This window comes from Paenibacillus physcomitrellae (genome assembly GCF_002240225.1).
Taxonomy (GTDB): Bacteria; Bacillota; Bacilli; order Paenibacillales; family Paenibacillaceae; genus Fontibacillus; species Fontibacillus physcomitrellae.
This window is the reverse complement of record NZ_CP022584.1, coordinates 4,019,329-4,042,178: the sequence shown is the minus strand read 5'-3', so window position 1 is coordinate 4,042,178 and position 22,850 is coordinate 4,019,329. Positions and strand designations below refer to the sequence as shown.

Here is a 22,850-nt window from a genome sequence, read left to right as displayed (position 1 = left end):
ATTCATAACGTCCTCCTGTCTCCGCCAGATCCGCCTTTCAGCCGTCCGGCTTTCCGTTTCTTCCAGCCGATATAGCACAGCAGCCCGATCAAAGCGCCGGTCGTATCCAGCAGCACATCTTCCGGATGCGGCCCGCGGTCCTTAACGAAGATTTGATGGAATTCATCCAAAGCCGCATAACCTGCACTGGTGAAAATCGCGGCCGCCGCCGCCTTCGGCAGTCCCGGCTTAAGGAAAGCTTGGATCGCCCAAATCAGGCAGAATCCCAAAATGCTGTACTCCAGCAAATGAGCGCATTTGCGGAGCAGGAATTCGGCTACCGCCGCCGAACCTGCGGTTTTACCGTCGACCGTTTGAGACCCGTAATGGATGGTCAAGCCGGAGAGGTGACGGTTGATGCTGCCGCTACCCAGCCAGTCCGCAAGCGGCTTCTTAATGGTCTGCTGCTCATAGGACTGGGACGAGAACAGGAAGATCAGCAGCATGACCGCTGCAGGCAGCCACAGCATGCGGGCCGGCTTACTCATGATCATCTGCGGAATTCAGCATCTCCGCTCCCTCCCTTCTCCGTTTGCCCTGTTTGAAATACTCCTTCATCAGCAGCGCCACAAACTGGGAATCGTCAATCAGATATCTTTTCCACAGCCGCCGCGGCTCCTGGGCAAGCCGCCAGAACCATTCAAAGCCCGTCTTCTGCATGAAATCGGGAGCCCGTTTGACGGAGCCGGACAGAAAGTCGAAGGTGGCGCCCACGCCGATGGAGACCGGCGCCTGGTATTCCAGGTAGTTCCGGTAAATCCATTTCTCCTGCTTGGGCGCTCCTACGCCGACGAACACGATGTCCGGCCGGGTTTCGATCAGCATGCGGACGATATATTCGTTCTCCTCCGGATTCTTCTCAAAGCCATAGGACGGCGAATAACAGCCGACCACGTTAATGCCGGGGAACTGCCGTTTCAGATTGCGGCTCGCCATTTCCGGCACTCCGCTGGCAGAGCCCAGGAAGAACAAGCGGTACTTCCGTTTCTCAAAATCGCTCCCGAGCCGGTGAAACAGGTCCGAGCCCGATACTTTCTGTTTCAGCGGACTGCCCAGCAGACGCGAAGCCCATATAATCGGCATGCCGTCGGCCACGATGGCTCCTGCTTTCGAATAAACGTTTCTAAACTCCGAATCCTTGCGCAGCTTGATCAGGTGATCCACGTTGCAGGTCAGGATATAGGAATGTTTCCGGTTCTGGATCGAATCGTCGATGTAATCCAGCAGATCAGCGAAATCGTAGTTATTGAAATTGACATCAAACAGATTAACTTGGCTCATCGTATCACTTCTCTTTAAGAGGAATCGGTTGACCCGGGCCTGGAATAACGGTACAGACCGTTTAGGTACCAGCAGAACGGAATAATGAACTGCACGGTAGAAAGCGTGTTGTCAGAGAATGAATAAATCAGGAACGCCAGAATCAATCCGAGATAATACGGCTTGACGGCGGACGGAAGCACCTTGTAAATCTTCCAGAAGATGATGAAGAGGGACAGAAACAGCAGTACCGCCCCGACATACCCGGTATCTACATAGAACCGGATATACTCGTTGTGCGGGACAACAAACCCTTCGAATAAGGTGCCGTCATTAGCTACTGTTACGGAGCCCAGCCCCCTGCCCGCCAGCGTATGGCCGTCCACCTGTTTCAGGAAATAGACCCACGCTTCCGATCGCCCCGAGAGGTCTACGGCATCATCCGTCGATCTCTCGAAGGAGCGTTTCTTCATATTGTCCCACTGCAGCGCGGCAGCTGCGGTAATCACGGCTATGCCGCCGAGCAGGGGAATGATCAGCTGGGCTTTGCCTTTCAAATATTCCCGCGCCAAATCGTAGAAATAATAGAGCGCCAGGAAGACCAGCGCCAGAATCGGCCCCCGGGTGCCTGTCGCAATCAAAATCCCGAAATTAACCGCCATCACAGCGTATAGAAATTTCGGGTTCGCTCCGCCCCGCTTCAGCTCTACAAAAGGAACCGCAGTGCCGAGAAACGACAGCATGGCAAGATGCGGCGGAATGTTGGCGCCCTGCAGCCGAACCGCTCCCGTGAATTCGACGTCCAGCAGCTCGTGCAGATGAAGCAGCTGCAGCATGGCGCCGACGCCGACGCTTACGATGGGAAGCAGGCAAATGATCTTCATCTGCCGCTCGGCTACTTCTTTCCTCCATTTAATAAGCAGGAATACAAACGGCAGTGAAAGTCCGATAAACGACTTAATCGCAATCGATGCCGTTAGCTGCGGCAGCCAAGTGGAGAAAAAGAAGGTAATGACCAGCAGCGCAAACAGCGCCAGTACCGGGTATATGAATTTCAGCGAAATGCCATAAATCAAAATACAAGGCACCAGCAGCGCCAGAATCGCCAATTTGTACAGCGATAAAATTTCAATGCCAAACAGCGAGCCGCTGTAAAGGTAATCAACGGACAAAGCCGTTGAAAGCAGGACCAGATAGCTGATGCGATGAGGATGCCGGATTGTAAACGCCAGCAGGAGAACCAGAACGGCAAGCGCTGCACAGGCTCCGGGCTGATAAATGACACCGCCGCCGAGCAGCAGGGCTGACAGGAGGACAATGACTCCTGCGCCTACCGGATACATATTCCGTCTTCCTGCCCACCATTCGTTAATCATCGTCCAACTCCCCACCTTTACTCAGTCCCTGGTTCCCCTCCGCGGCCCAGCACGGTATGCAGGGTTCCGCGGATGCTCTCCATTCGGCATTGATTCAGCAGTCTTGCGGTTTCATTCCGGGCAAACCATCTGCTCACGGATACGTACAGCACTTTGGCCGCCGTTTTGCCAAGCAGATAGCAGGTGGAACCGAGTCCATCCCGCTTCATCCCGTTGGAAATGCCTTGAAAATAATAACGCCTCATAATCCATTCCTTGTTCAGCCGGCTGGAGGGAATAAAATGCTCCACCTCCATCTCCGGGTGGTAGATCGTTTTACCGCCCGAGCGGCGGATCTGCTCGAAGATCCAGGTCTCTTCCCCGGACAGCAGCAGATTGCCCTTGCGCCCCAGCTTCAGCGGGAACCCCCCTTCATCAAAGACCTTACGGCGCATCGCCATATTCGCTCCATAAGGATGCATGGAGGGCGGATACTCCCTTACTGCATTCCCCAAATCCACAATCGTATAAGGGAGCTCGAATGGTCCTGACAGCCAGCCGGGGCGTTCGCTTTCGAACAGCGGATGGATTTTCCCGCCCATGGCGTCTACCTCGGGTCTTTGCTCAAAAGTTGTCAAAATAGCCTCGAGCCAGCCTGCCGAAGGGATGGCGTCATCATCCAGAAAAGCAATCAGATCGGCTTGTGCCGCCATAATTCCGGCATTTCGCGCCGCCGACAGCCCTTGAACAGACTCAAACACGTAACGGCAGGGAGCCGGCAGGACGCCGCGCTTCACGAACCGGCCGGCCACCTCACAGGTATCGTCCGTGGAGCGGTTGTCCACCACGATAATTTCAGCCTGCTCCACGCCCCGGAGCTCCTTCAGGGATTCCAGGGTTTTGCGCAGCAGGGCAGCCCGGTTGTAGGTGCAGATGATAATCGAAAGCGCTGGTTGTTCATTCCTGTCAGGCATCCAAATCCCTCCCTGCTGTGCGCCCGTCATTTCTGTTAGGCTTATTAATAGGCATCTTTAGAGTTAATGATTTTAAGGCCGGTCTGCATGATGATTTTGAGATCCAGCCGGATGCAGCGGTCCTTGATATACTTCAGATCCATCTGCACCATTTCATCAAAACCGACGCTGTTTCGCGCTCCAACCTGCCAATAACCCGTGCAGCCAGGAATGACCTTCAGCCGCTGCTTATGATATTCCGTATATTGGGCTACCTCATCAGGCAGAGGAGGCCGCGGACCCACCAGGCTCATATTGCCGCGCAGCACGTTCCAGAGCTGGGGAAGCTCATCAATGCTCGTCTTGCGCAGGAAGCGGCCGGTGCGCGTAATGCGGGGGTCATTTTTCATCTTGAACATGGCTCCGCTGACCTCGTTGTATTTCATAAGCTCTTTCTTCATCTCTTCAGCGTTCGAGACCATGGATCTAAATTTATACATTTCGAAAGGGCGTTCATTCTTGCCGATCCGCGTCTGCTTGAAAAATACTTTGCCGCCCGGATCCTCTACTTTGATGCAGATCGCTGCGATCAGGAACACCGGCGCGGTCAGCACCAGACCGATACAGGAAAGCACAATGTCCAGAAACCTTTTCACAAAGTGATACATGGGTCCTGGATCTGCTTTGGACTCTGTTTTGGATTCCTCATATCGGGCATAAAATACATTTTGCGTGGGCATGGCATAGTCCATTTCTTCGGGAAGGTTAGGCTTAGGCATGCTCATTTATCGCAACTCCTCTCAACCGATCATGGTTGTTCTTTGTTCTATCCGCTCTAAATACTCCGCCATAGCATCCAATACCGGGTAACGCAAATCTTCGCTTTGCATCGCAAACTCCAACGTTGTCAGAATATAGCCGAGACGTTCTCCCACGTCGAAGCGGGTTCCCTCGAAGTCGTAAGCATAAACGCGTTCGCTTTGATTCAGCTTCTGAATCGCATCAGTCAGCTGAATTTCGCCGCCGACACCTTTTTCCTGCAGATCGAGATATTTAAAGATTTTTGGGGTAAATACATAACGTCCCATAATCGCCAGATTAGAAGGCGCTGTACCTGGAGAGGGCTTCTCAACGAAGTTATTTACACGATATAGGCGGTCCTGCTGAAAATCAGGCTCGATAATCCCATAGCGGTGGGTCAAATCATCGGGAACCTGCTGGACGCCAATGACCGAATTTTGCGTTTCTTCATATTGATCAATAAGCTGGCGCAGACAAGGCTTCTGGCCGGTCACAATGTCGTCCCCAAGCAGCACGCCAAACGGCTCATCGCCGATGAAGCGGCGGGCACACCAGACGGCATGGCCGAGGCCTTTCGGTTCTTTCTGTCGGATATAGTGGATATCCACTTTCGCCGAACGCTGGACCTCTTTCAGCAGCTCCAGCTTGCCGTCCTCAAGCAGCCGGGATTCCAGCTCAAACGCGTTGTCGAAGTGATCTTCGATCGCCCGTTTACCTTTGCCGGTAACGATGATGATATCTTCGATGCCGGATTCAATCGCCTCTTCGACGATATACTGAATCGTCGGTTTATTAATAATCGGGAGCATTTCCTTTGGCATCGCTTTGGTTGCCGGCAGGAAACGTGTGCCAAGACCTGCAGCGGGGATGATTGCCTTTTTTACCTTTTTCATCATGTACCCTCCCAAATGATTTGGTTATTTGACCTGATTCATGGCAATGCCGAGCAGTTGAACGCCGGCCTGGTCCATGTATTGCTTGGCTTTGCTGACAGCCGCACGTTTCGTGCGCCCATGCCGGACAACAAGGACTGTGCCGTCGGTCTGCGAGGCCAGCACGCGGGCATCAATGCAGCCGAGTACACCGGCGGAGTCCAGCAGCACGATTTCGTATTGCTGCTTCAGATGGGCAAGCAGCTGCTCCATTCGTTCGCCGGACAGCAGCTCGGCCGGGTTCCAAGGCGCAGCCCCTGCTGTGATTACGTCCAGATCCGGGTTTGAGCTGGGCCGGATGGCCGCTTCCGCTTCACAGGCGCCTCGCAAGTAGTCGGAAAGTCCGTTTCCGTCGTTGTTCAGACCAAACGCGAGATGCAGGGCAGGTTTCCTCAAATTGGCGTCAATGACGCAAACTCTTTTGCCCTCATAGGCAAAGGATACAGCCAGATTGGCGACCAGCAGCGTTTTCCCTTCGCCTTCATTGGCCGAAGTCAGCATCAGAACGGCGCTGTCCTGCCCGGCGCTCTGCAAATGCTGGCGGATGTATACCCGCAGCGCCCTGACCGATTCCGCTGCCGCCGAAGAAGGATTTCGTTCGGACACCAGGCTGTCATTTAAACGCAGCATAAGACGGTTCCTCCACTCTTCCGGTGATTTTCGGGGAAGGTTTGCCGGCCTGCTTTCTCGACATCATCGGAACGCTCGCGATGACCGGTACCCCATACCACTCTTCGGCTTCCTTTTCCGTCCGCACCGTGTCATTGATGCTTTCCAAGAAAAGAATGACGCCGATCGCAACCATCAAGGAGACGACAAAGCTGATCAGCAGATTCATTACCACGCTTCCGTTAACCGGAGCACCAGGCTGCTCGGCATCCGGCGACGTAAGCAGCTTCACGTTATTCAAATTCATCAGCGTTGGGATGGCGTCGATAAAAGTTGCGGACACCGCGTTGACAATCCCGGCCGCTCTGGAATAGCTTTCATCCGTCGCTTTCAGATTCATGACCTGGCTTTTCTCTGAAACCTTCACTTCCAGCTTCTTGGCCAGCTCATCTTCTGTTAATCCAAGCTCAGGATAATCGGTAACGACATCGCCCAGAATTTTGGGCGACTCCATAATTTCCTTGTAGCTCTGGACCAGATTCAAGCTTGTATTGAGATCGTTCAAATTGTTGCTTCCCTGGACAGGGTTGATAGAATTAACGATCAACTGGCCGGAAGCAGCGTAAACCGGAGTAACAAACGTCTTGCTCACATAATAGGTGGTTGCACAAGCGATCAATACGAAGACGAATATGATCCAGAGCTTTTTTTGGATGATATGGACATAATCCAAAATCGTTTTCTCCATCGGTATCCCCCTTTCCGTTATCAGCCGGCCCCTGGGCAAACGGCTTGCTTTCGGCATCCGCCAAAATCAGCACTTCCTCTTATTGCTGTTTTCATTCTAGCAATTACATGTGAAATTACATGACTCCTTGGATTACTTTAGGGTTAACTTTCGTGGAAAGGGGGGTGCTACTTGTGAACATCAAAAAAGTACACTTTTGTACCAGAGGAATCGGGCGGTCAAAGCCTGCCAAGGATGTAAACGTTTCCTTAGGGCGGCGCGGGTTTCCGGCTTTTCAATCCTTCCCGCGGCCGCTAAAGCTGCATCAAAAAAAGACACGGATGCATGCATCCGCGCCTTTCTTTTCCACCTCCGTCCAAGCGGAGCGGAAACCTTAATTTTTGTTTGATTATTTGTCTGATTAATCCGTCTAATTTATAGGCTTAATTGGTCGCCTCGTATTTGCACAAGCCGATCGAATTCGCATAAAGGGCCGCCTGTGTCCGGTCCGCGACCTGAAGTTTCGCCAAAATCTGACTGACATGTTTCTTGACCGTATATTCGCTGATGAACAGCTTCTGGGCAATTTCACGGTTGCTGCAGCCTTGACCGAGCGAGATCAGCACTTCCTTCTCTTTCGGTGTCAATTCATCCGCCGGACTCATTTCATTGTCTTGAAGCTGGCTGGTCACAAGGCCGGGGTCGTAATATTTCCGCCCCTTATGTACCAGATGGATGGCATACAGCAGTTCCTCGGGCAGCGCTTCTTTCATGACGTATCCATCTACCTGTATCTCTTCCGCCCGCTTGAAGTCCTCCCGGCTCGCCGATGAGGTAAGCAGCACAAACTTGCTGCGAATGCCCATCCCTCTCGCCGCAACAATAACATCAAGGCCGGATTCCTCGGCCAGCTTCAAGTCCAGCAGCACCAAATCAGGACTTGTAAGCTCAATAACGCTTAAAGCTTCACGCTTGTTTGTCGCTTCGCCTGCGAACTGGACATCGGGCTGCATGGAAATTACGGCAGCCAGTCCCTTCCTGACAAGCGGATGGTCATCTACAATGACGATTTTCATCGTTAAGCAGCCTCCTAAGCGTAACTTTATTTGTTTGCAAGAACGCCGACCGGAATCGACAACTCCACCTGAGTTCCAACGCCGATAGAGCTGGAAATGCTGATTTCACCGCCTAATGATTGCGTCAAATAATGCATGTTAGGCATGCCTAAACCGCCCTCGGTTTCTTTGGCTGCCGCGCTTTCCATATCAAAGCCGGTTCCGTTATCCGTAACCGACAGCTTGATCACTTCGGGGCGCAGAGCCATCTCCACCCGGACCAGCTTGGCTTTGCCGTGGCGGATCGCGTTGCCGGTCGTTTCCGAGATGATCCGGAACAACGCCTTCTGGTAATGATAAGGCAGTCCGTAATCGTCACCGCTGACTTTAAAATCGATCTCAACGCCGTTCAGCCTCGAAATCGTGCTGAGATGGGAACGGACGGTGCCCAGCCAATTCTGCCCGCCGCTCTTCTTGGAGCTTAAGCTGTGGATCGTCTTGCGCAGCTCCTTGGCTACCATCGTTGCGCTATCCTTGATCAGATCGATCTGCTCTTCCAGCTCTTCTTCGGGCAGCTCGCGCCAGGTCTGCTTCAGCGAATGGGCGGCATATACAATGCCGAACAGGCTTTGCGAAACACTGTCATGCATCTCGTCGGCAATCCGGTTCTGCTCGTTGATAATCGTCAGCCGATTCTCCGTCACGGCCAGCTCATGACGTTCCAGAATAATAGAGCTGAGCTCCTGAAGCAAAATCAGCTGCTGCGCCAGCCAGCGGTTCACCTCCATCTTTCCTTCCGCTTCAAGCCTGACGCCGATTACGCCAACAAAACGGGTATTCATCCGCACCGGCATGAACAGAAAGTCGCCAAAACCTTCAATCCCCCGGTAAAAGGGTTCGTCGTTTCTCCTCCACTCCTCCAAATGCTGCTCCATCCGCGCAAACAGCTGCGCTTCCTCAGCCTGATTCCAGCCGGTTTGACGGCTGGCCGGTGTAACCTCTCCAGGCCGCGGGGCAAACCAGAAGAAAGCCTTCGGAAGTTTGGTGAGCTTGACTACACAATCGGCAATAATTTGGCCGATATTCATCAATTCGTGATGGCTTGCGGTTTCGACAATATGATAGATCGATTTGATATGATCCAGCGTTTCATCCGTCCGTTCGTTGGCCCGGTCCAGCTCGCGGAGCAAGCCTCCGATCATCTGCATGGCCACAACCACGACGACGAGCGCAGCAATCAAACCGGAATTCTGAAAGGCGAACGCAGGGACATTTTTTAATTCCAAATTCAAAAAGATATAAAATACGGCGCCAAGAACGCCGATATAGCTAACAAGAAGGCTCCAAGCGAACCATGCGCTCAGCAGCTCGGACGCCACCATGAGCGGATTTAAGGCATACCACTTGAACGGACTGTCCATTCCCCCGGTTGGCAGCAGAAGCAGCACAATCACCGCCATCTCGCAGATCACGGCAATTTGCAGGGCAACCGGCTTGTCGGCATAATGCCGGTACAAGCTGACGGCGACAGGGACAGATGCCAGTAAAGCAATAATCATACCTAACCTGATCCATAAGGGAATGCTCGAAGGATTAAACAAATACACCAGCGATATCAGAAACAATGAACCATAGCGTGTAAATCTCCACGTGTTGCGTTCAAATGCTGACTTGGATTTCATCCCACCACCCTATTCTTTTGTTTCACAAACCGTTGTTCGGCTTTCTGAAGATACGGAATCAGGTTTACAGGTTTATTTGGATGATACATAAAAAGGAAATTGAAGACAAGCCTGATCGTTTTCAAAAAGCGCTTACATTCGATATTAGAATCGATATTCCTATAAATTCTGACCTTAAAATACTCCCTTCTAAACCGTTTGTCCTAGAGCCGTGCAACACTTGATGACATAATTTTGGCTAGTACTCTTTACCCAATTCTTTTAAGCTGCAACCATTTTCTGCAAAAAAAGAAAACCGTCCCTTTCCCCAGGGACGGTTTTTCACTTGGTTTCGGCCGATGCGTGTTAGCAGGGCATATTCAAATCCTCATCATGATTCGACATCTTTCTGTACGACCAACGATTTGATCATGAGATTCTGAAAGAAAGCCGCCTCACGACATGCTTGCTGCTCATGCTGCTCTTTCAAAGGACCGAATCCAGCGAAACCGGTTCACTTTGACCAAAGCCACAAAGCATTTCAGAATCTGATCGGATTTCAGACAGATAAACACGGCCAGCGGCGGCAAATTCCATACAAAAGCGGCCAAAGCCGAAGAGGGTAGAACAACCAGCCACATAAAAATTGTATCGTTATACAGCACAAATTTAGTATCCCCGCCGCTTCTTACGATGCCGGTTAATGCCGGCATTTGATAAGCCGTTCCGACGACCGTTACGGCCAGCACCGTCATGAACTGCAGCGCCAGATCTTTGGCTTCCCCGGAAATGCTGTAGAACTGCAGCACATACCCTTTGCTGACAAACAGCAGAATGGAGGTGACCAGCCCGATGGCGACATACAACAGCTGCAGCGTTTTGGCATAAGGCTTCACCATTTCCATCCGGCCCTGGCCGATCGTTTTGCCGATCACAACCGAAGTAGCGCTGGCAGAAGCATAAGTGATAACCGTCACAATTTGAAACACCGTTGTCGCAATGCTGTTCGCCGCGATGGCGGCAGCTCCCATATGGCCGAGAATAGCCGTTTGCGCGGCCATGGCCGCTCCCCAGATCGTGTTGGACATCAGAATCGGGGAGCCGATTTTCAGATACTGCCGGAGCAGGGACCTGTTAACCGTCAAAAGCTCTCTCAAGCGGAGCAGAATTTTATCGTCAAACCGTTTGATAAACAGCACCACAATGATCGTTTCGATGATGCGGGCGGTTAAGGTAGCAATGGCAGAGCCGCGTACGCCGAGCTCCGGGAACCCCCATTTTCCGTAGATCAGCACATAATTCAGACAGATATTGAGAATAAGCGTAGATAAAGAAACGATAAAGCCGACTTTGACCGTCTCGACGCTTCGCAGCATAGCCAGCAGCACGTTTGTAGCCGCAAAGAACAGATAAGAGAAACAAATGATCCGCAAATAACGGGCGCCTTCGGCGATTACGGCTTCATCTCCCGTAAACACAGATAACACGGCGTGCGGGGCAAAAAAGACGACCGCCCACATCAGGGCACTAAGCAGCATCGAAATCCACATACCGATTGCTGCGGCCTGTTTGACGGTTTGGATATTGCCCGCTCCCCAGGCCCGTGCGGATAAAATGACAACGCCTTCACAAGTACCCATGACAAGCATCTGCAGCAGGAACTGAATCTGGTTGGCTAAAGCAACGCCGGACAGCGCCGCTTCACTGTACCCGCCAATCATCAGATTATCGGACAAATTAACGCCGAAAGTGATCAGATTTTGCAGCCCGATGATCAGCGTCAATGAAATAAAAGCCCGGTAAAAAGGCTTCTCACGCACAAATAAACTCAAGGACGATTACCTTCTTTGTTATATATTTGTAAAGCTACTATATAACAACTCTCCGGATTTATCAGCTTAAAATTTTACAGGGGGCCGCGGCGTAACCGCAGGCCTCCTATAAAATAATTCTCAGCTGCCTCCGGCAGCCAAAACAAACAGGAAACCGCCCAAAAGTGTTCGGGACAGTTTCCTGTTTGGGTTAGTTCAAACAGAACTTATGAGACTAGTTAGACCCGGCCGGCAAGCCGGTTCGACGAGTTCGACGATCACAGCCTACTCCGCTTCAAGTCCGTCCGCTTGCCAGAGGGCCCCTCACCATTAATCTCATCATTCATGTTCATCGCCTGCCGGATATATTTCTCGTAATCCTCCGGGGTATCAATATCGTCCGGAGCCTTACAATCGGCATCGACATAACTAATCCGGGATTTGAAGGCTCGAAGCAGACTACGGGCCCCTTCGTCACCCGATAAGTTTTGCAGCTCCGGAAATAGAGCCGAGTCAAACAAAACGGGATGCGCAGGGCGGTCCGTATACTTGGCCTGGACAATCAGGTCTCCCGTTTCCAGGTAACGTTCGGCAACACGTCTGATGATCTGTGGGTCGATCAGCGGCTGATCACCGAGAAGCACCATGATGCTTCGAATTCCAAGCGAACGGTTTCCTGCCAAAGCGCCGATCCCGGCGGACAGGGAGGCTCCGAGGCCCTGCCGGGCACGGTCCGTCTCCAGCCATTCCACAGGCAGTCCGGCTATATGCTCCCGCCGGACGGGTCCCTGCTCAGCCGCTATTACGGCTGTATGAAGCGGCCCCGCTGACAACACTTGGCTGATCGTTTGCTTCAGCACATTCCCCTGCGGGGCAGGGAGCAGCATTTTCGGCCGGCCCATGCGGCTGGATGAGCCGGCCGCAAGAATCAGCACGCCGACTTGCTCAAGCATGGCTGGGCTCCTGAAGCCGGCTGGCTGAAGGCTTGAGGGATGCCTTTGGAGAATTTGGTGACGCATTTGGAGAATTTGGTGACGCATTTGGAGAATTTGGTGACGCATTTGGAGAATTTGGTGACGCATTTGGAGACTCCCGGGTCGCCTTTGGGGACTCTGAAGACACATTTCGAGACTCCTCAGCCGGCTTAGCGGCATCCTCATTCAGCCCGGCAACAGGATGCTCGGCCGCATGAAGCTCGACTTCATGCGCAGACACATGCTGCGCCAGGCCTCGCCGGCCAAAGCCCTTGCGGTCACGCAGGAAGCCGCCGGGCTTGCCGCTGCGGCACGCCACTGCTTCAGCCAAAATGCTGAGCGCAATCTCCTGCGGCGTCTCGGCACCAATGTCGAGTCCGGCAGGAGAATACAGCTTCTCCAGCAGGCGGTCCTCAAATTCCGGCTCCGCTTTGCGGATGTAGCTCAATATCTGCTCCAGCCTGTATTTGGAGCCTACGAGCCCCAAATAAGCGGGATCAGCCTTGAGCAGCTGCCGGACCGCTTCACGGTCCAGCTCCAGATTGTGGGTCATGACCACCACGAATTTACCAGCAGCATCCGCCTGCCCGTAAGCAAGACGGGGAACGATCACAACTTCATCCGCCGCCGGGAACAGCCGCCGATCCGCTTTGTCGGTTGTATGGTAAAGGATGCTGACTCTCCAGCCCAGCTGCTTGGCCATCACACTGAGCAACCGGGCATCTTCTCCGACGCCGACGATGACCAGCTCTGCGGCCGGACGGATGGACTCCACAAGGAGTTCAAGGGTTACTCCATCCTTTACGGATTTCACAAGTCCTGCCTTCTGCCCTTCTCGCAGTTCTCCGACCTCGGATGAAAATTCAGCAGAAGCCGTCCATCGTCCGCCGACGGGGTGAACAAGCGGATCCGAGGAAGACAGCACCGTTACCGCCGCATAAGGATGCCGGCTGGACAAACGGCGCTGGTAATCATCCGCTATCCGCTGTGCTTCTGCCGGAAAACGCACCGGGTCATACAGCTCCAGCCAAATCCCGACAGCACCGTTGCAGCCAATGCCGAGTCCCCACACCTCGTCTTCCCCGGCCCGGAAATCATAATATAGACGGCGGGGAAGTCCGGTGGCAAATACCTCAGCGGCATGCTCCTTCAAGTCCTCTTCAATACAGCCGCCGCTGAGTATCCCTACGACCTCGCCATGCTGCAAAATGATGCAGCGGGCCCCTTCCCTGCGATAAGCAGACCCATCCACATCCACTATTGCAGCAATCACGCAGGATCGCTTTTCTTCTTCACAAGCCCTCAAGATCCGGACGATTTCATCCATCGTATTTTCCCCTCCCGCCCGCAAAACGAATGAGTCAATCCGGCCGCAGCCGAAATCAGCTTATGCGTTCTGCAGCGATTTCCAAACCTTTTCCGCTGACAGCGGCAGGGCATAGCCCCGTTTACCAGTGGCGTGGGCAATCGCATTGGCGATCGCGCCAGGTACCGGGTCCAGTGCTACTTCGCCAATCGACTTGGCGCCTAGCGGACCATTGGGGTCCTCTCCCTCGATAAAAAAGACTTCCGCCTCCGGCATATCCTTCGCGCCCGGCATCCGGTAATCCATCATCGACGGATTCATCACTTTGCCTTCCTTGACGAGCAGATCCTCCATGGTCACCCAGCCAATACCTTGAGCGATGGCTCCCAGAACCTGGCCTTTGGCCATCGTCTCATGGATAATAGTCCCGGAATCATGCACAGCCCAATAGCCGATAACTTTCGTTCTGCCTGTATCCGGATCCACCTCAACTTCTGCGACATGGGCCGCAAACGGATAGTTAGGCGATGGATGGCCGAAATAAGTAGCATCCGGCAGATCGGTATCCGGCACATAAGTTTCTTTGATCTCGAGCTCTTCTCCCGCATGACGGGCGCGGTACCAGGATGCCATCTCGCTCAAGGAATAAGTTTGCCCCTCTAATACAGCTGCGCCTTCCCGGAAGTCCGCTGCTTCTCCCAACGTCTCTCTGGCGAGTTCCTTCAGTTTCACAGCCAATGATCGGGCCGCTTTCTGCACGGCGTTGCCGCCCATGACCGTGCTTCGTGAAGCCAAAGTGCCAATGCCAAACGGATAGCGTCCAGTGTCGCCTGACTTGACCAGAATCGCCGCTTCCGGGATACCCAGAATCATGCTGGCAATGCGGGCATAGGTCAGGGACATGCCTTGCCCCAGCTCCACTTCACCAGTTTCGACTTCGATCTCTCCGTCCTGCTTCAAGCGGATAACTGCCGTTGAGCCGTCAAAGCGGGGATCAATGGCCCGGAAGCCGGACACGTGGTTGGCAACGGCCAAACCAAGCCCGCGGTAAGGCGGCAGCGAAGACCGGCGGTGCCAGCCGGAAAGCTCCTTAACCTTCTCGATGCATTCATCCAGCTTGCACGTATCGAGGCGGTAGCCGTGCAGGGTCGTATCACCCTGATGCACGATATTTTTTAACCGGAGTTCGGCCGGGTCCATATTCAGATCCAGTGCGATTTCATCAATGACACTCTCCACGGCAAACAGCATCTCGGCATTGCCGAAGCCGCGCATACAGGTCGTCGGGCTGTTGTTGGTATAACAAAGATAACCCTCCGATTTGACGCTGCCGAAGTGATAGATATTGTCGGCGCGCGTGCACACCGTCGAAACGACGTTTGGACTCCAATAGACCCGCGCTCCCGCATCGGCATAAACGGTAAGCTCTTTATAAACAAAATGGCCCTCCTCGTCAGCGCCGATTTCGATGTCGAACGTCAGAGGAACACGCGGATGGGCTGTAATCATGTCTTCATAACGGTCCAGGATGATTTTGACATGCCGCCGGGTAGCCATAGCCAAGGCCGCTGCGATCACATGCACCTTAAGCACATATTTGGAGCCGAAGGAGCCTCCGATCGGCGGGACAATGATCCGGACTTTGTCTTCAGGCAGTCCAAACCCTGCTGCATAGGTCTCTCTGGCCCGGTAAGGGATATGCGAAGGAGCCCAGATGGTAATGCCCTCTTCGTCAGACCAGCTCGCAATGGCCCCGACCGGCTCCAGATGCCCCTGGTAGATCCGGTTGGAGTAATAACGTCCGCCTTTCACGATGGCCGCTTTCCGCTTGCCTTCCTCCAGATCACCGCGGCTTACACTCACCTGCATCGGTTTATTGGCTTCTACATCCTCATGCAGAAGCGGAGCACCCGGTTTCAGCGAATCCTCCGGATCAAACAGGCCGGGCAGCGGCTCGAATTCAACTTCCACCAACTCAAGCGCCCGCTGCGCTGCTTCCTTCGTCTCGGCCGCAATCGCTACGATCTCGTCACCGATGAACAGCACCCGGTCTTTAGCTAACAGGTTCCAATCCTTGAATTTGGTTGGACCATATTTATAACTCGGTAGATCATCGGCCGTCAGCACCGCCACCACGCCTTCCACCTGCTTCGCCTGTTCTACATTAATAGAAAGAATACGAGCGTGCGCGTAAGGGCTGCGGTAGATGGCGCCCACCAGCTGACCCGGAAAATTCATGTCATGCAAATAACGGGTTTCGCCGGCCAGCTTGGCGCTGAGGTCGGCGGGCGATTTGGTTCGGAGTTCGCTCATACGCCCGCACCTCTTCCCGCCAAAACCTGCTCCGCCGAACGGATAATGCCGAGGTAGCCCGTGCAGCGGCACAAGTTATTTTTTAAAGCAGAGCCCAGGTCTCCGTTAAACAAAGCCGGATTCTGCAGCCAGGCCCAGGTGGTCACCATGACCCCAGGCGTACAAAAGCCGCACTGCACCCCGCCGTTCTCCTGCATAGCTGTCATCAGCGATTGGAATTCTTCCTGACGTGCCAGTCCTTCGATCGTTTCAACCTGCTGTCCCTGAACGGAAGCCGCAGGAATCAGACAGGATACGACGGGACGGCCTTCCAGCAGCACCGTACACGCTCCGCATTCGCCGGTCCGGCAGCCGATCTTGGTTCCGGTCAGTCCCTGCTGGTCACGAATAACATCCGCCAGCGATGCGGCAGGTTCACCGCTCCACGCCACTTCTTGTCCGTTCAGGTTCAGCTTAAAATTGCCGTCTTGTTGTCCAGCGCTCACAAAACCGCCTCCCTAGTTTAATTTAAGTATCCAGTACGGAATCATGGAACAGCTCTTCCAGGGAAAGATTGCGATGGAGCAGGCCGTCCGCTTGCAGGTAAGTGATGAATTTCTCGATTTGCGCCCGGTTCTTCTTGATGCCGTAAGGCCAAAGATCCCCATCCATCAGCTTGGCCGAGCTCTCCACGGACTCCCAGATAAACGGCGCCGAGGTGTAGTTCTTGATCGTCTCCAGCATGCCGGCGATGCCTTCGTCTTTGATGCCGAGCATGGTTTGGTAAAGCTGCTTGGGCAGCTCCGGATAACGTTCAGCAGTCTGTGCATTAACCGAAACGAGATGCATAATTGGAAAAATACCCGTGCGGCCGTAATACTCCCGCTCCGCCTCCCAGACATTCGGAATCAAGCGGCGAAGCACACCGCCTTCACCGGAGGCCGGGAACAAATGAGCCGGCGGACGGCGGGCCGTCATGATCGCGTCGACCTTGCCTTCTGCCAAGGCTTCAAAGATGTCGCCTTCGGTCAGCGTAGCCGGAATTTCTACCGGAACCCGCTCCGGACGGAACGTAAACCACTGCATATCCTCATTGGTGATTCCCCATTCATCCCGGAACATGCCCCGCACCCAAACCGCAGCCGTCATTTGGTATTCGGGGAACCCGAACTTGCGGCCCTTCAACTCGGAAGGATGCTGCCACGGACTGTCGGAACGGACATAAATGGCATTATGACGGAATGAACGGGACAGAAAAACAGGGATCGCCGTAAGACGCGCATCTCCTCCGCCTCTGGCAATCAAATAGGAAGCCAGGGAAAGCTCGGACACATCATAAGTGGCCTGTGAAATCTGCTTCACAAAAATATCTTCAATAGATTCCTGCTGCACATCTATAGAGAAACCTGGGATGCTGCGCGCCCCGGTTAACAGCTTAAGCGTACGGTCGCTTTCCGACATCGCCAAAGTTAACTTGTGATCTGTCATACGACTTCCCCTTTCTCAGATCCCGAAATCTGATCCAGCAGCAGATTAGCTGCACGTTTGATGTAAGTGCCAACCAGCGACCGGCGGTATTCCTCGCCGGCTCTGACATCCGTAATCGGCGAGCTGGCACCGGCGTACAGATCGGCAAGCTTCTGCAGCCTGCCGGCATCCAGTTCGCCTGACCAGCCCTGTTCTACTTCTGATCCAAGGACAAAAGGTTTAGGCGCGGCGGCTCCGACAGCCGCGGTGCCCCATTCGATTTGGCCCGCTTTAGGGCTGAGCAGCAGCGCGACCGATATGATGGAAATATCCGTAGCGGACCGCTGATCATGACGCAGAAAGACCTGCGGAACATCCAGGCTTCGTGCCGGAATGAACAGCGAGACAATCATTTCGCCTTCGCGCAGTGCCGTGCGTTTCGGTCCGATGATAAATTCGGAAATCGGAACAGAGCGGCTGCCAGCTTGACTCGCAAGCCGAACCTCAGCCCGGTAAGCGACGAGCGGGACGACCATGTCGGCGGCAGGTGAAGCGTTCGCTACGTTACCGCCAAGTGAGGCACGGTTCTGAATCTGCCAGCCGCCGACCGTTTTGGCCGCCTGCTGCAGGGCAGGCACGCAGGCAAACCGGCTGCCCTGCCAAATTTCGGCTGCCGTTACCGCTGCGCCGATTTCCAGTCCCTCTTCGGTCCGGAGGATGCGTTTCAATTCCTCGATCCGGCCGATGTCCAGCCAGTCGGTGGACTGGGCTTCGATCCCGTTTCGCTGGGCGTTCACAAACAAATCCGTTCCCCCGCATACGATGCGGGGATTTCTGGAAAGCAGCTCAAGCGCTTCGCTTAAGCTGTGCGGCTGAAGCCAGGCCATAGGGTTTCCTCCTAAAAGTTTTATGGAGCTACGCTTCTTCGGGTTACTTCGCAATAAAACTTGCTTCGGAAGCGTTCGCTTAGTTTTATGGAGCTACGCTTCTTCGGGTTACTTCGCAATAAAACTTGCTTCGGAAGCATTCGCTTAGTTTTATGGAGCTACGCTTCTTCGGGTTACTTCGCAATAAAACTTGCTTGGGAGTGTTCGCTTCTCTACCAACCAGACCGGCGAGCCGTGGCTCACTCGAGCCCGGTCGCCAAATCTTTGATCCACGGCAGAGCGCGCAGCGGCTCGATCTTCACTTCGCTGTCCGGTACGGCACGGATGCTGCACAGATACCCGGCTTTTCCGTCCACAAGAGCGGAGCATTCCTTGCAGGCATTAGCAGAGCGGCAGGAATACCGGACCGCAAAGGAAGGGTCCTGATGTTCCCGAATCCAGAAAATCGCATCCAGCAAGCTCATTCCGTCCTCATAAGGCACCTCGAAATGTTCGGTATATTCTCCGCCTTCTGCCTCACCGCGCAAGACGTTTAAATTTACAACCGGCATAATGTTGTTCTCCCTTCTGATTCACCTATTTCGGTTCCTTATTGTACAGCTGCAGGCAGCTCAAGCTGCTTCATGACCCATTTCCCATCCGCTCCCAATTCAAAGCTTGAGCTGTAAGGGACAGTAAGCGTCTCTTCGTAATCCAGGCGGACATGTGCACCGCGTGTTTCTTTACGGGCCAAAGCACCCAAAATGATCGCTTCTCCGATTTTCAGCAAATTGGCCGCTTCAACTTTTTCAATCAGGCTTAACGCAAATTTGTTTGGCCGGGCAAGTGAAATCGCCTCCAGCTCCAGCTTCAGCTCCGCCAGAGCCTTCTGCGCCTCAAGCAGTCCTTGTTCCGTTCTAAGCGGACCGGCCCCCTGCCACATCACCTGCTGAAGTTTGCGTTTAAAAGCCTGCAAGGACGCCGAGTCCTTCTCAACCGGCTGCGGATGCCAGAATTTCTCCAAAGCGGCGATTTCTGCGTCCAGTGCTTGACGAACCGCAGCCTCATCGACCGCCTCTTTATCCTTGGCAGCCGTTTCACCGGCGATCCGGCCCGTAACAAGCGCTTCCGTAATGGCATTACCGGACAAGCGGTTTGCGCCGTGCATACCGTAAATCAGCTCACCGGAAGCCAGCAGCCCCGGCACCCGGGTTCTCATGCTGTCATCCACTCTTACGCCGCCCAGCATAAAGTGGGCCATCGGCGCAACTTCGACCATGTCCTTGGTCAGATCCACACCCTGATTTCGCAGGATGTCGATGACCGGACCAAACGCTTCCTTCAGCTTCTCCTCCGGCACCATCCGGAAATCGAGATAGGCTCCGCCATGCGGTGTACCGCGGCCGGCTTCCACCTCACGGAAGATCGCCAGCGTAGTCTGGTCGCGCGCAGCTGTATACCGGCCTGCGACTTCACCGTTATATTTGTCCATAAACTCTTCTTCATTGCCGTTCAGGAGACGGCCACCGAGCTTGTAACGGAACGGATCCCACATAATCGGGTCAATGCCCACCAGAGGCGGGAACAAATGCGCAATCGGGAAAAACTGCACCATTTCCATGTCCCGTACTTCCGCACCCGCCTCTGCGGCGAGCACGTAACCGTCGCCGGTCATGTTGGCCGAAGCACTGTTGCGGGCAAAAGCTTCCGTCAGGCCGCCAGTTGCGAGAATAATAGAAGAAGCCGCAATACTGACTGGCCGGAACTGCTCCATTTCAAAGCCGACAGCGCCGACGGCGCGTCCCTGCTCCACAACAATCTTGGTAATCATGATGTTCTTAAGCCGCTTGATCTTCGAGTCTCTCCAGATCGATTTCTTGAGTCCGGCGGACGTAGCGCCGCCCGTGTTCAGAATATCCACGTAAACGCAGCGCGCTTTGGAATGCCCCGGCGCAAAAGCCTGGGAGCGTTTGCCTTCCGGCGTACGCGCCCATTTAACCCCGTAACGCTCCGCTTCCAGGATGACCTCCGGCCCCCGTTCCACGATGGCGCGGACAATATCCGGATCAGCAAGTCCGCGGCTGCCTTTCATCGTATCCTCAAAGTGGATTTGCGGATTATCCTCTTCTGCCTCGCCCAATGCAACAGCTACAGTCATCTGCGCCAAAATAGTTGCGCCGCCCCGTCCGATCAGGCTCTTGTCAGCCAAAATCACTTCGGCTCCTTCATCCGCTGCCGCGCGGGCAGCCATCATACCCGCCGCACCGCCGCCAATAATCAATACGTCACTCTGCAAATGCAGCTTCTCCACGGTTGCTCCTCCTTTGTTTCGCCAATCAGGCGTTCAGTCCAGTTGTTTTGCCGGGTGCCTGCACGGTAATGCCCGCAGCTTCCAGCGAGGTTCTGATCTTGCTCGCGAATTCTACGGCATGAACACCGTCGCCGTGAACACAGATGGTGTCGGCCTGAATCGGCACATCCACATTTTGCTGAGACAGCACCTTCCCTTCCGAAACCATCCGGATCACCTGCTTCAAAGACACCTCTTCGTCTGTAATCATCGAATCAGGCAGACGGCGGGAAGTCAAAGAACCGTCGGATTGATAGGTACGGTCGGAAAAAACTTCACTGGCGGTACGAAGACCGACTTTGTTGCCCGCCTTGATCAGTTCACTGCCGGCCAAGCCGTACAGGATCAGCTCCGGATCGACCTTATAAACCGCTTCGGCAATCGCTTCAGCGAGCGCCGCATTTCTGGCGGCCATATTGTACAAATTACCATGCGCCTTCACATGCTGCAGACGCGCTCCTTCCGCTTTAACGAAAGCCCACAAGGCGCCAATCTGATAGACTACGAGGTCATAGGCTTCCTGAGGAGAAAGATCCATATCCCTCCGGCCGAAACCGATCAGATCCTGCAGACCTGGATGCACGCCGATGGCGACGTTATGCTCCAAAGCCAGCTTGACCGTCTTGCGCATCGTCGCCTGATCGCCGCCGTGGAATCCGCAGGCAATGTTAGCGGACGTTACATATTTTAATATTTCCTCGTCTCTTCCCAGCTTGTAAACGCCGAGGCTTTCCCCCATGTCACAGTTCAAATCCACGATTTTCATCTTCGTTTTCCCTCCCGTTGTTTAGCTCGATAAATTCGAAAAATCAGACGGCTTCCACCGGCTGACTCCTTGACTTCGCCAACTTCGATTAAGAAACAGCCAGCCCCAGCTATTCGCGGCGGCTGATCTCTTCAGACCGCCGGAATGGCTTGAGGCTTGGAATGTTTATATGTACCGCCTTACGGCAGCCATTTGCCTTTCTCTTCCGCGTTTAGGCTGCGCAGAGACTGCAGCTCAGCCAGCTCCACCTGCTCCCGCGGAACCACGGCCCGCTTCGGAAAGACGACAGGCGGTGCCGGTTTGGTCGCATCCACAACCACAGCGCTGGACATGCGCGGCGTATTCTTCCCTTCTGCGTTATACTCCCAGTTCGTTGGGAGCAGCCCGCCCGGGCCATTCCATTTCGGAATGATGAGCAGGTCCCGTTCAGCATCGAAACGTGTGCCTATTGCCCAGGCAATTTCTTCGCCATTAAACACGTCGATGTCTTCATCTACAACTACGATGTGGCGCAGGTTCTCCTGCTCGGTGTTCAGCGCGGCGAAGGCCGCCTTTTTCACATCCGAATCCCGTTCCTTGCGCAGCGAAATATAGCAGTTCATCCGGCTGTAGAAAGGCACGTTAACCGTCTTCAAGCTTGGCACGACCTGTTTGACCGTCTGATAGATGCTGCCCGACCGCGGCACGCCGCCAACGACCAAATGCTCGCGCCCCGAAGCGACGATGTCCTGAAAAATCGCGTTGTTGCGGTGGGTAATCTTGGTGATGCGGATGGTCGGTACAGAGCCTCCGCCAAGATAATGGCCCGGCCATTCGCCGAACGGACCTTCCGCATGATCGTTATCCGGCAGGATTTCGCCTTCGAGAATGATTTCGGCATGTGCTGGAACCAGCAGATCGGAGGTATCCGCTTTGACCAGCTCCAGCGCTTCGCCCATCAAGGCGCCCGCCGCTTCATATTCGCCGCCGATACCCTGTACCCGGGACACCGCACCCATAATAAAGCCGGGATGATGGCCCAGCGCGATGGCAATCGGCGCGGGTTTACCCTGCTGCTTATATTTTTTATAGATCAGGCCGCCATGGTGCGCCCCCAGAAACCAAACGCCCATATCGCGTTCGTTAAAGATTTGATGCCGGTAGATGCCCGCGTTGATCAGACCCGTGTCCGGGTCCCGGATAATCATGACACCAGCTGACAGATAAGGCCCGCCGTCCAGTTCGTTATGCACTGGAATCGGCAGCTTCGACAAATCCACGTCTTGCTCTTCAATTATCTGCTGCTTGACCGTAGCTTCTGAGCGCTCGATGACGACCGGCTCGATCGGCTTTTGCAGCTTCTCCCCGTATACACGGGGAATGTCCTGCACTTCGCAGCCCAGATACAAAGCAATGCGTTCATAAGAGGTAAGCAAATTGGAAATACAGGCGATATTGGAGCCTTTAACCTTGTTGAACAACAGCGCCGGATAATCGCCTTTTTCAGCTAATGCCGCCGCATAAGCCGTAATGCCGAAACGAGGGTCAACCTCGGTGTCGACCAGTCTTAGCTGGCTTTCATTTTGCTCTACAAGCTGTGACAGGTAGGATCTCAAATCTTTAGCCATGATCTGCGGTCACTCCTTT

The 22,850-nt window shown here is 54.1% G+C and carries 21 protein-coding genes; all 21 read right to left on the bottom strand.

Annotated features, from left to right (window positions below):
* Window positions 1-2: 2 nt before the first annotated feature.
* The gene (locus CBE73_RS18160) at window positions 3-527 is read right to left on the bottom strand and encodes a VanZ family protein (protein ID WP_157739620.1); all 525 of its coding nucleotides are present in this window, start codon (window positions 525-527) and stop codon (window positions 3-5) included.
* Window positions 520-1,320 carry a WecB/TagA/CpsF family glycosyltransferase gene (locus tag CBE73_RS18155; RefSeq protein ID WP_094095427.1) on the bottom strand — a complete coding sequence of 267 codons (801 nt, stop codon included), beginning with the start codon at window positions 1,318-1,320 and terminating at the stop codon, window positions 520-522. The genes CBE73_RS18160 and CBE73_RS18155 overlap by 8 nt, the downstream gene beginning before the upstream one ends.
* A gap of 14 nt (window positions 1,321-1,334) precedes the next feature.
* Window positions 1,335-2,675: an O-antigen ligase family protein gene (locus CBE73_RS18150; RefSeq protein WP_229752535.1), complete on the bottom strand. Its 1,341-nt coding sequence runs from the start codon at window positions 2,673-2,675 to the stop codon at window positions 1,335-1,337.
* 17 nt (window positions 2,676-2,692) lie between these two features.
* Window positions 2,693-3,628 carry a glycosyltransferase gene (locus tag CBE73_RS18145; protein ID WP_094095425.1) on the bottom strand — a complete coding sequence of 312 codons (936 nt, stop codon included), beginning with the start codon at window positions 3,626-3,628 and terminating at the stop codon, window positions 2,693-2,695.
* Window positions 3,629-3,672: 44 nt separating this feature from the next.
* On the bottom strand, window positions 3,673-4,386 hold the full coding sequence (locus CBE73_RS18140) for a sugar transferase (RefSeq protein WP_094096402.1): 714 nt from the start codon (window positions 4,384-4,386) through the stop codon (window positions 3,673-3,675).
* Between the two features lie 21 nt (window positions 4,387-4,407).
* Window positions 4,408-5,304 (bottom strand): UTP--glucose-1-phosphate uridylyltransferase GalU, encoded by an 897-nt coding sequence (gene galU / locus CBE73_RS18135; protein WP_083180072.1) that lies wholly within the window; start codon window positions 5,302-5,304, stop codon window positions 4,408-4,410.
* A gap of 21 nt (window positions 5,305-5,325) precedes the next feature.
* Complete coding sequence (locus CBE73_RS18130; RefSeq protein ID WP_094096401.1) at window positions 5,326-5,970, bottom strand: CpsD/CapB family tyrosine-protein kinase; 645 nt, start codon at window positions 5,968-5,970, stop codon at window positions 5,326-5,328.
* Entirely contained in the window at window positions 5,954-6,697 is a 744-nt protein-coding gene (locus tag CBE73_RS18125) for a YveK family protein (RefSeq protein ID WP_094095424.1), read from the bottom strand. The genes CBE73_RS18130 and CBE73_RS18125 overlap by 17 nt, the downstream gene beginning before the upstream one ends.
* A gap of 422 nt (window positions 6,698-7,119) precedes the next feature.
* Window positions 7,120-7,752 (bottom strand): LuxR C-terminal-related transcriptional regulator, encoded by a 633-nt coding sequence (locus CBE73_RS18115; protein ID WP_094095422.1) that lies wholly within the window; start codon window positions 7,750-7,752, stop codon window positions 7,120-7,122.
* A 26-nt stretch (window positions 7,753-7,778) separates the two neighbouring features.
* The gene (locus tag CBE73_RS18110; protein ID WP_229752534.1) at window positions 7,779-9,290 is read right to left on the bottom strand and encodes a sensor histidine kinase; all 1,512 of its coding nucleotides are present in this window, start codon (window positions 9,288-9,290) and stop codon (window positions 7,779-7,781) included.
* A 575-nt stretch (window positions 9,291-9,865) separates the two neighbouring features.
* Window positions 9,866-11,224, bottom strand: a complete 1,359-nt coding sequence (locus CBE73_RS18105; RefSeq protein WP_094095420.1) for an MATE family efflux transporter — start codon at window positions 11,222-11,224, stop codon at window positions 9,866-9,868.
* Between the two features lie 257 nt (window positions 11,225-11,481).
* Window positions 11,482-12,156 carry a nucleotidyltransferase family protein gene (locus CBE73_RS18100; RefSeq protein WP_157739619.1) on the bottom strand — a complete coding sequence of 225 codons (675 nt, stop codon included), beginning with the start codon at window positions 12,154-12,156 and terminating at the stop codon, window positions 11,482-11,484.
* The gene (locus tag CBE73_RS18095) at window positions 12,149-13,504 is read right to left on the bottom strand and encodes an XdhC family protein (protein ID WP_094095418.1); all 1,356 of its coding nucleotides are present in this window, start codon (window positions 13,502-13,504) and stop codon (window positions 12,149-12,151) included. The genes CBE73_RS18100 and CBE73_RS18095 overlap by 8 nt, the downstream gene beginning before the upstream one ends.
* Window positions 13,505-13,564: 60 nt before the next feature.
* The gene (locus tag CBE73_RS18090) at window positions 13,565-15,796 is read right to left on the bottom strand and encodes a xanthine dehydrogenase family protein molybdopterin-binding subunit (RefSeq protein ID WP_094095417.1); all 2,232 of its coding nucleotides are present in this window, start codon (window positions 15,794-15,796) and stop codon (window positions 13,565-13,567) included.
* On the bottom strand, window positions 15,793-16,281 hold the full coding sequence (locus CBE73_RS18085; protein ID WP_094095416.1) for a (2Fe-2S)-binding protein: 489 nt from the start codon (window positions 16,279-16,281) through the stop codon (window positions 15,793-15,795). Before CBE73_RS18085 ends, CBE73_RS18090 begins: the two co-directional genes overlap by 4 nt.
* A gap of 22 nt (window positions 16,282-16,303) precedes the next feature.
* Window positions 16,304-17,263: a substrate-binding domain-containing protein gene (locus tag CBE73_RS18080; protein ID WP_094095415.1), complete on the bottom strand. Its 960-nt coding sequence runs from the start codon at window positions 17,261-17,263 to the stop codon at window positions 16,304-16,306.
* Window positions 17,260-18,129, bottom strand: a complete 870-nt coding sequence (locus CBE73_RS18075) for an FAD binding domain-containing protein (RefSeq protein ID WP_094095414.1) — start codon at window positions 18,127-18,129, stop codon at window positions 17,260-17,262. The genes CBE73_RS18080 and CBE73_RS18075 overlap by 4 nt, the downstream gene beginning before the upstream one ends.
* Before the next feature lie 239 nt (window positions 18,130-18,368).
* Complete coding sequence (locus tag CBE73_RS18070; protein ID WP_068693461.1) at window positions 18,369-18,680, bottom strand: 2Fe-2S iron-sulfur cluster-binding protein; 312 nt, start codon at window positions 18,678-18,680, stop codon at window positions 18,369-18,371.
* Window positions 18,681-18,718: 38 nt separating this feature from the next.
* Window positions 18,719-20,419, bottom strand: coding sequence for an FAD-binding protein (locus tag CBE73_RS18065; protein ID WP_094095413.1), 1,701 nt, complete (start codon window positions 20,417-20,419; stop codon window positions 18,719-18,721).
* Between the two features lie 25 nt (window positions 20,420-20,444).
* Window positions 20,445-21,224: a LamB/YcsF family protein gene (locus CBE73_RS18060; protein WP_094095412.1), complete on the bottom strand. Its 780-nt coding sequence runs from the start codon at window positions 21,222-21,224 to the stop codon at window positions 20,445-20,447.
* A 179-nt stretch (window positions 21,225-21,403) separates the two neighbouring features.
* Window positions 21,404-22,831: a UbiD family decarboxylase gene (locus CBE73_RS18055; RefSeq protein WP_094095411.1), complete on the bottom strand. Its 1,428-nt coding sequence runs from the start codon at window positions 22,829-22,831 to the stop codon at window positions 21,404-21,406.
* Between the last annotated feature and the right edge of the window lie 19 nt (window positions 22,832-22,850).

Bases quoted from the DNA above. Each gene is read 5' to 3' on its own strand.
- CBE73_RS18160 (WP_157739620.1), bottom strand. From the start codon at position 527: ATGAGTAAGCCGGCCCGCATGCTGTGGCTGCCTGCAGCGGTCATGCTG.
- CBE73_RS18155 (WP_094095427.1), bottom strand. From the start codon at position 1,320: ATGAGCCAAGTTAATCTGTTTGATGTCAATTTCAATAACTACGATTTC.
- CBE73_RS18150 (WP_229752535.1), bottom strand. From the start codon at position 2,675: ATGATTAACGAATGGTGGGCAGGAAGACGGAATATGTATCCGGTAGGC.
- CBE73_RS18145 (WP_094095425.1), bottom strand. From the start codon at position 3,628: ATGCCTGACAGGAATGAACAACCAGCGCTTTCGATTATCATCTGCACC.
- CBE73_RS18140 (WP_094096402.1), bottom strand. From the start codon at position 4,386: ATGCCTAAGCCTAACCTTCCCGAAGAAATGGACTATGCCATGCCCACG.
- galU (WP_083180072.1), bottom strand. From the start codon at position 5,304: ATGATGAAAAAGGTAAAAAAGGCAATCATCCCCGCTGCAGGTCTTGGC.
- CBE73_RS18130 (WP_094096401.1), bottom strand. From the start codon at position 5,970: ATGCTGCGTTTAAATGACAGCCTGGTGTCCGAACGAAATCCTTCTTCG.
- CBE73_RS18125 (WP_094095424.1), bottom strand. From the start codon at position 6,697: ATGGAGAAAACGATTTTGGATTATGTCCATATCATCCAAAAAAAGCTC.
- CBE73_RS18115 (WP_094095422.1), bottom strand. From the start codon at position 7,752: ATGAAAATCGTCATTGTAGATGACCATCCGCTTGTCAGGAAGGGACTG.
- CBE73_RS18110 (WP_229752534.1), bottom strand. From the start codon at position 9,290: ATGATTATTGCTTTACTGGCATCTGTCCCTGTCGCCGTCAGCTTGTAC.
- CBE73_RS18100 (WP_157739619.1), bottom strand. From the start codon at position 12,156: ATGCTTGAGCAAGTCGGCGTGCTGATTCTTGCGGCCGGCTCATCCAGC.
- CBE73_RS18095 (WP_094095418.1), bottom strand. From the start codon at position 13,504: ATGGATGAAATCGTCCGGATCTTGAGGGCTTGTGAAGAAGAAAAGCGA.
- CBE73_RS18090 (WP_094095417.1), bottom strand. From the start codon at position 15,796: ATGAGCGAACTCCGAACCAAATCGCCCGCCGACCTCAGCGCCAAGCTG.
- CBE73_RS18080 (WP_094095415.1), bottom strand. From the start codon at position 17,263: ATGACAGATCACAAGTTAACTTTGGCGATGTCGGAAAGCGACCGTACG.
- CBE73_RS18075 (WP_094095414.1), bottom strand. From the start codon at position 18,129: ATGGCCTGGCTTCAGCCGCACAGCTTAAGCGAAGCGCTTGAGCTGCTT.
- CBE73_RS18070 (WP_068693461.1), bottom strand. From the start codon at position 18,680: ATGCCGGTTGTAAATTTAAACGTCTTGCGCGGTGAGGCAGAAGGCGGA.
- CBE73_RS18060 (WP_094095412.1), bottom strand. From the start codon at position 21,224: ATGAAAATCGTGGATTTGAACTGTGACATGGGGGAAAGCCTCGGCGTT.
- CBE73_RS18055 (WP_094095411.1), bottom strand. From the start codon at position 22,831: ATGGCTAAAGATTTGAGATCCTACCTGTCACAGCTTGTAGAGCAAAAT.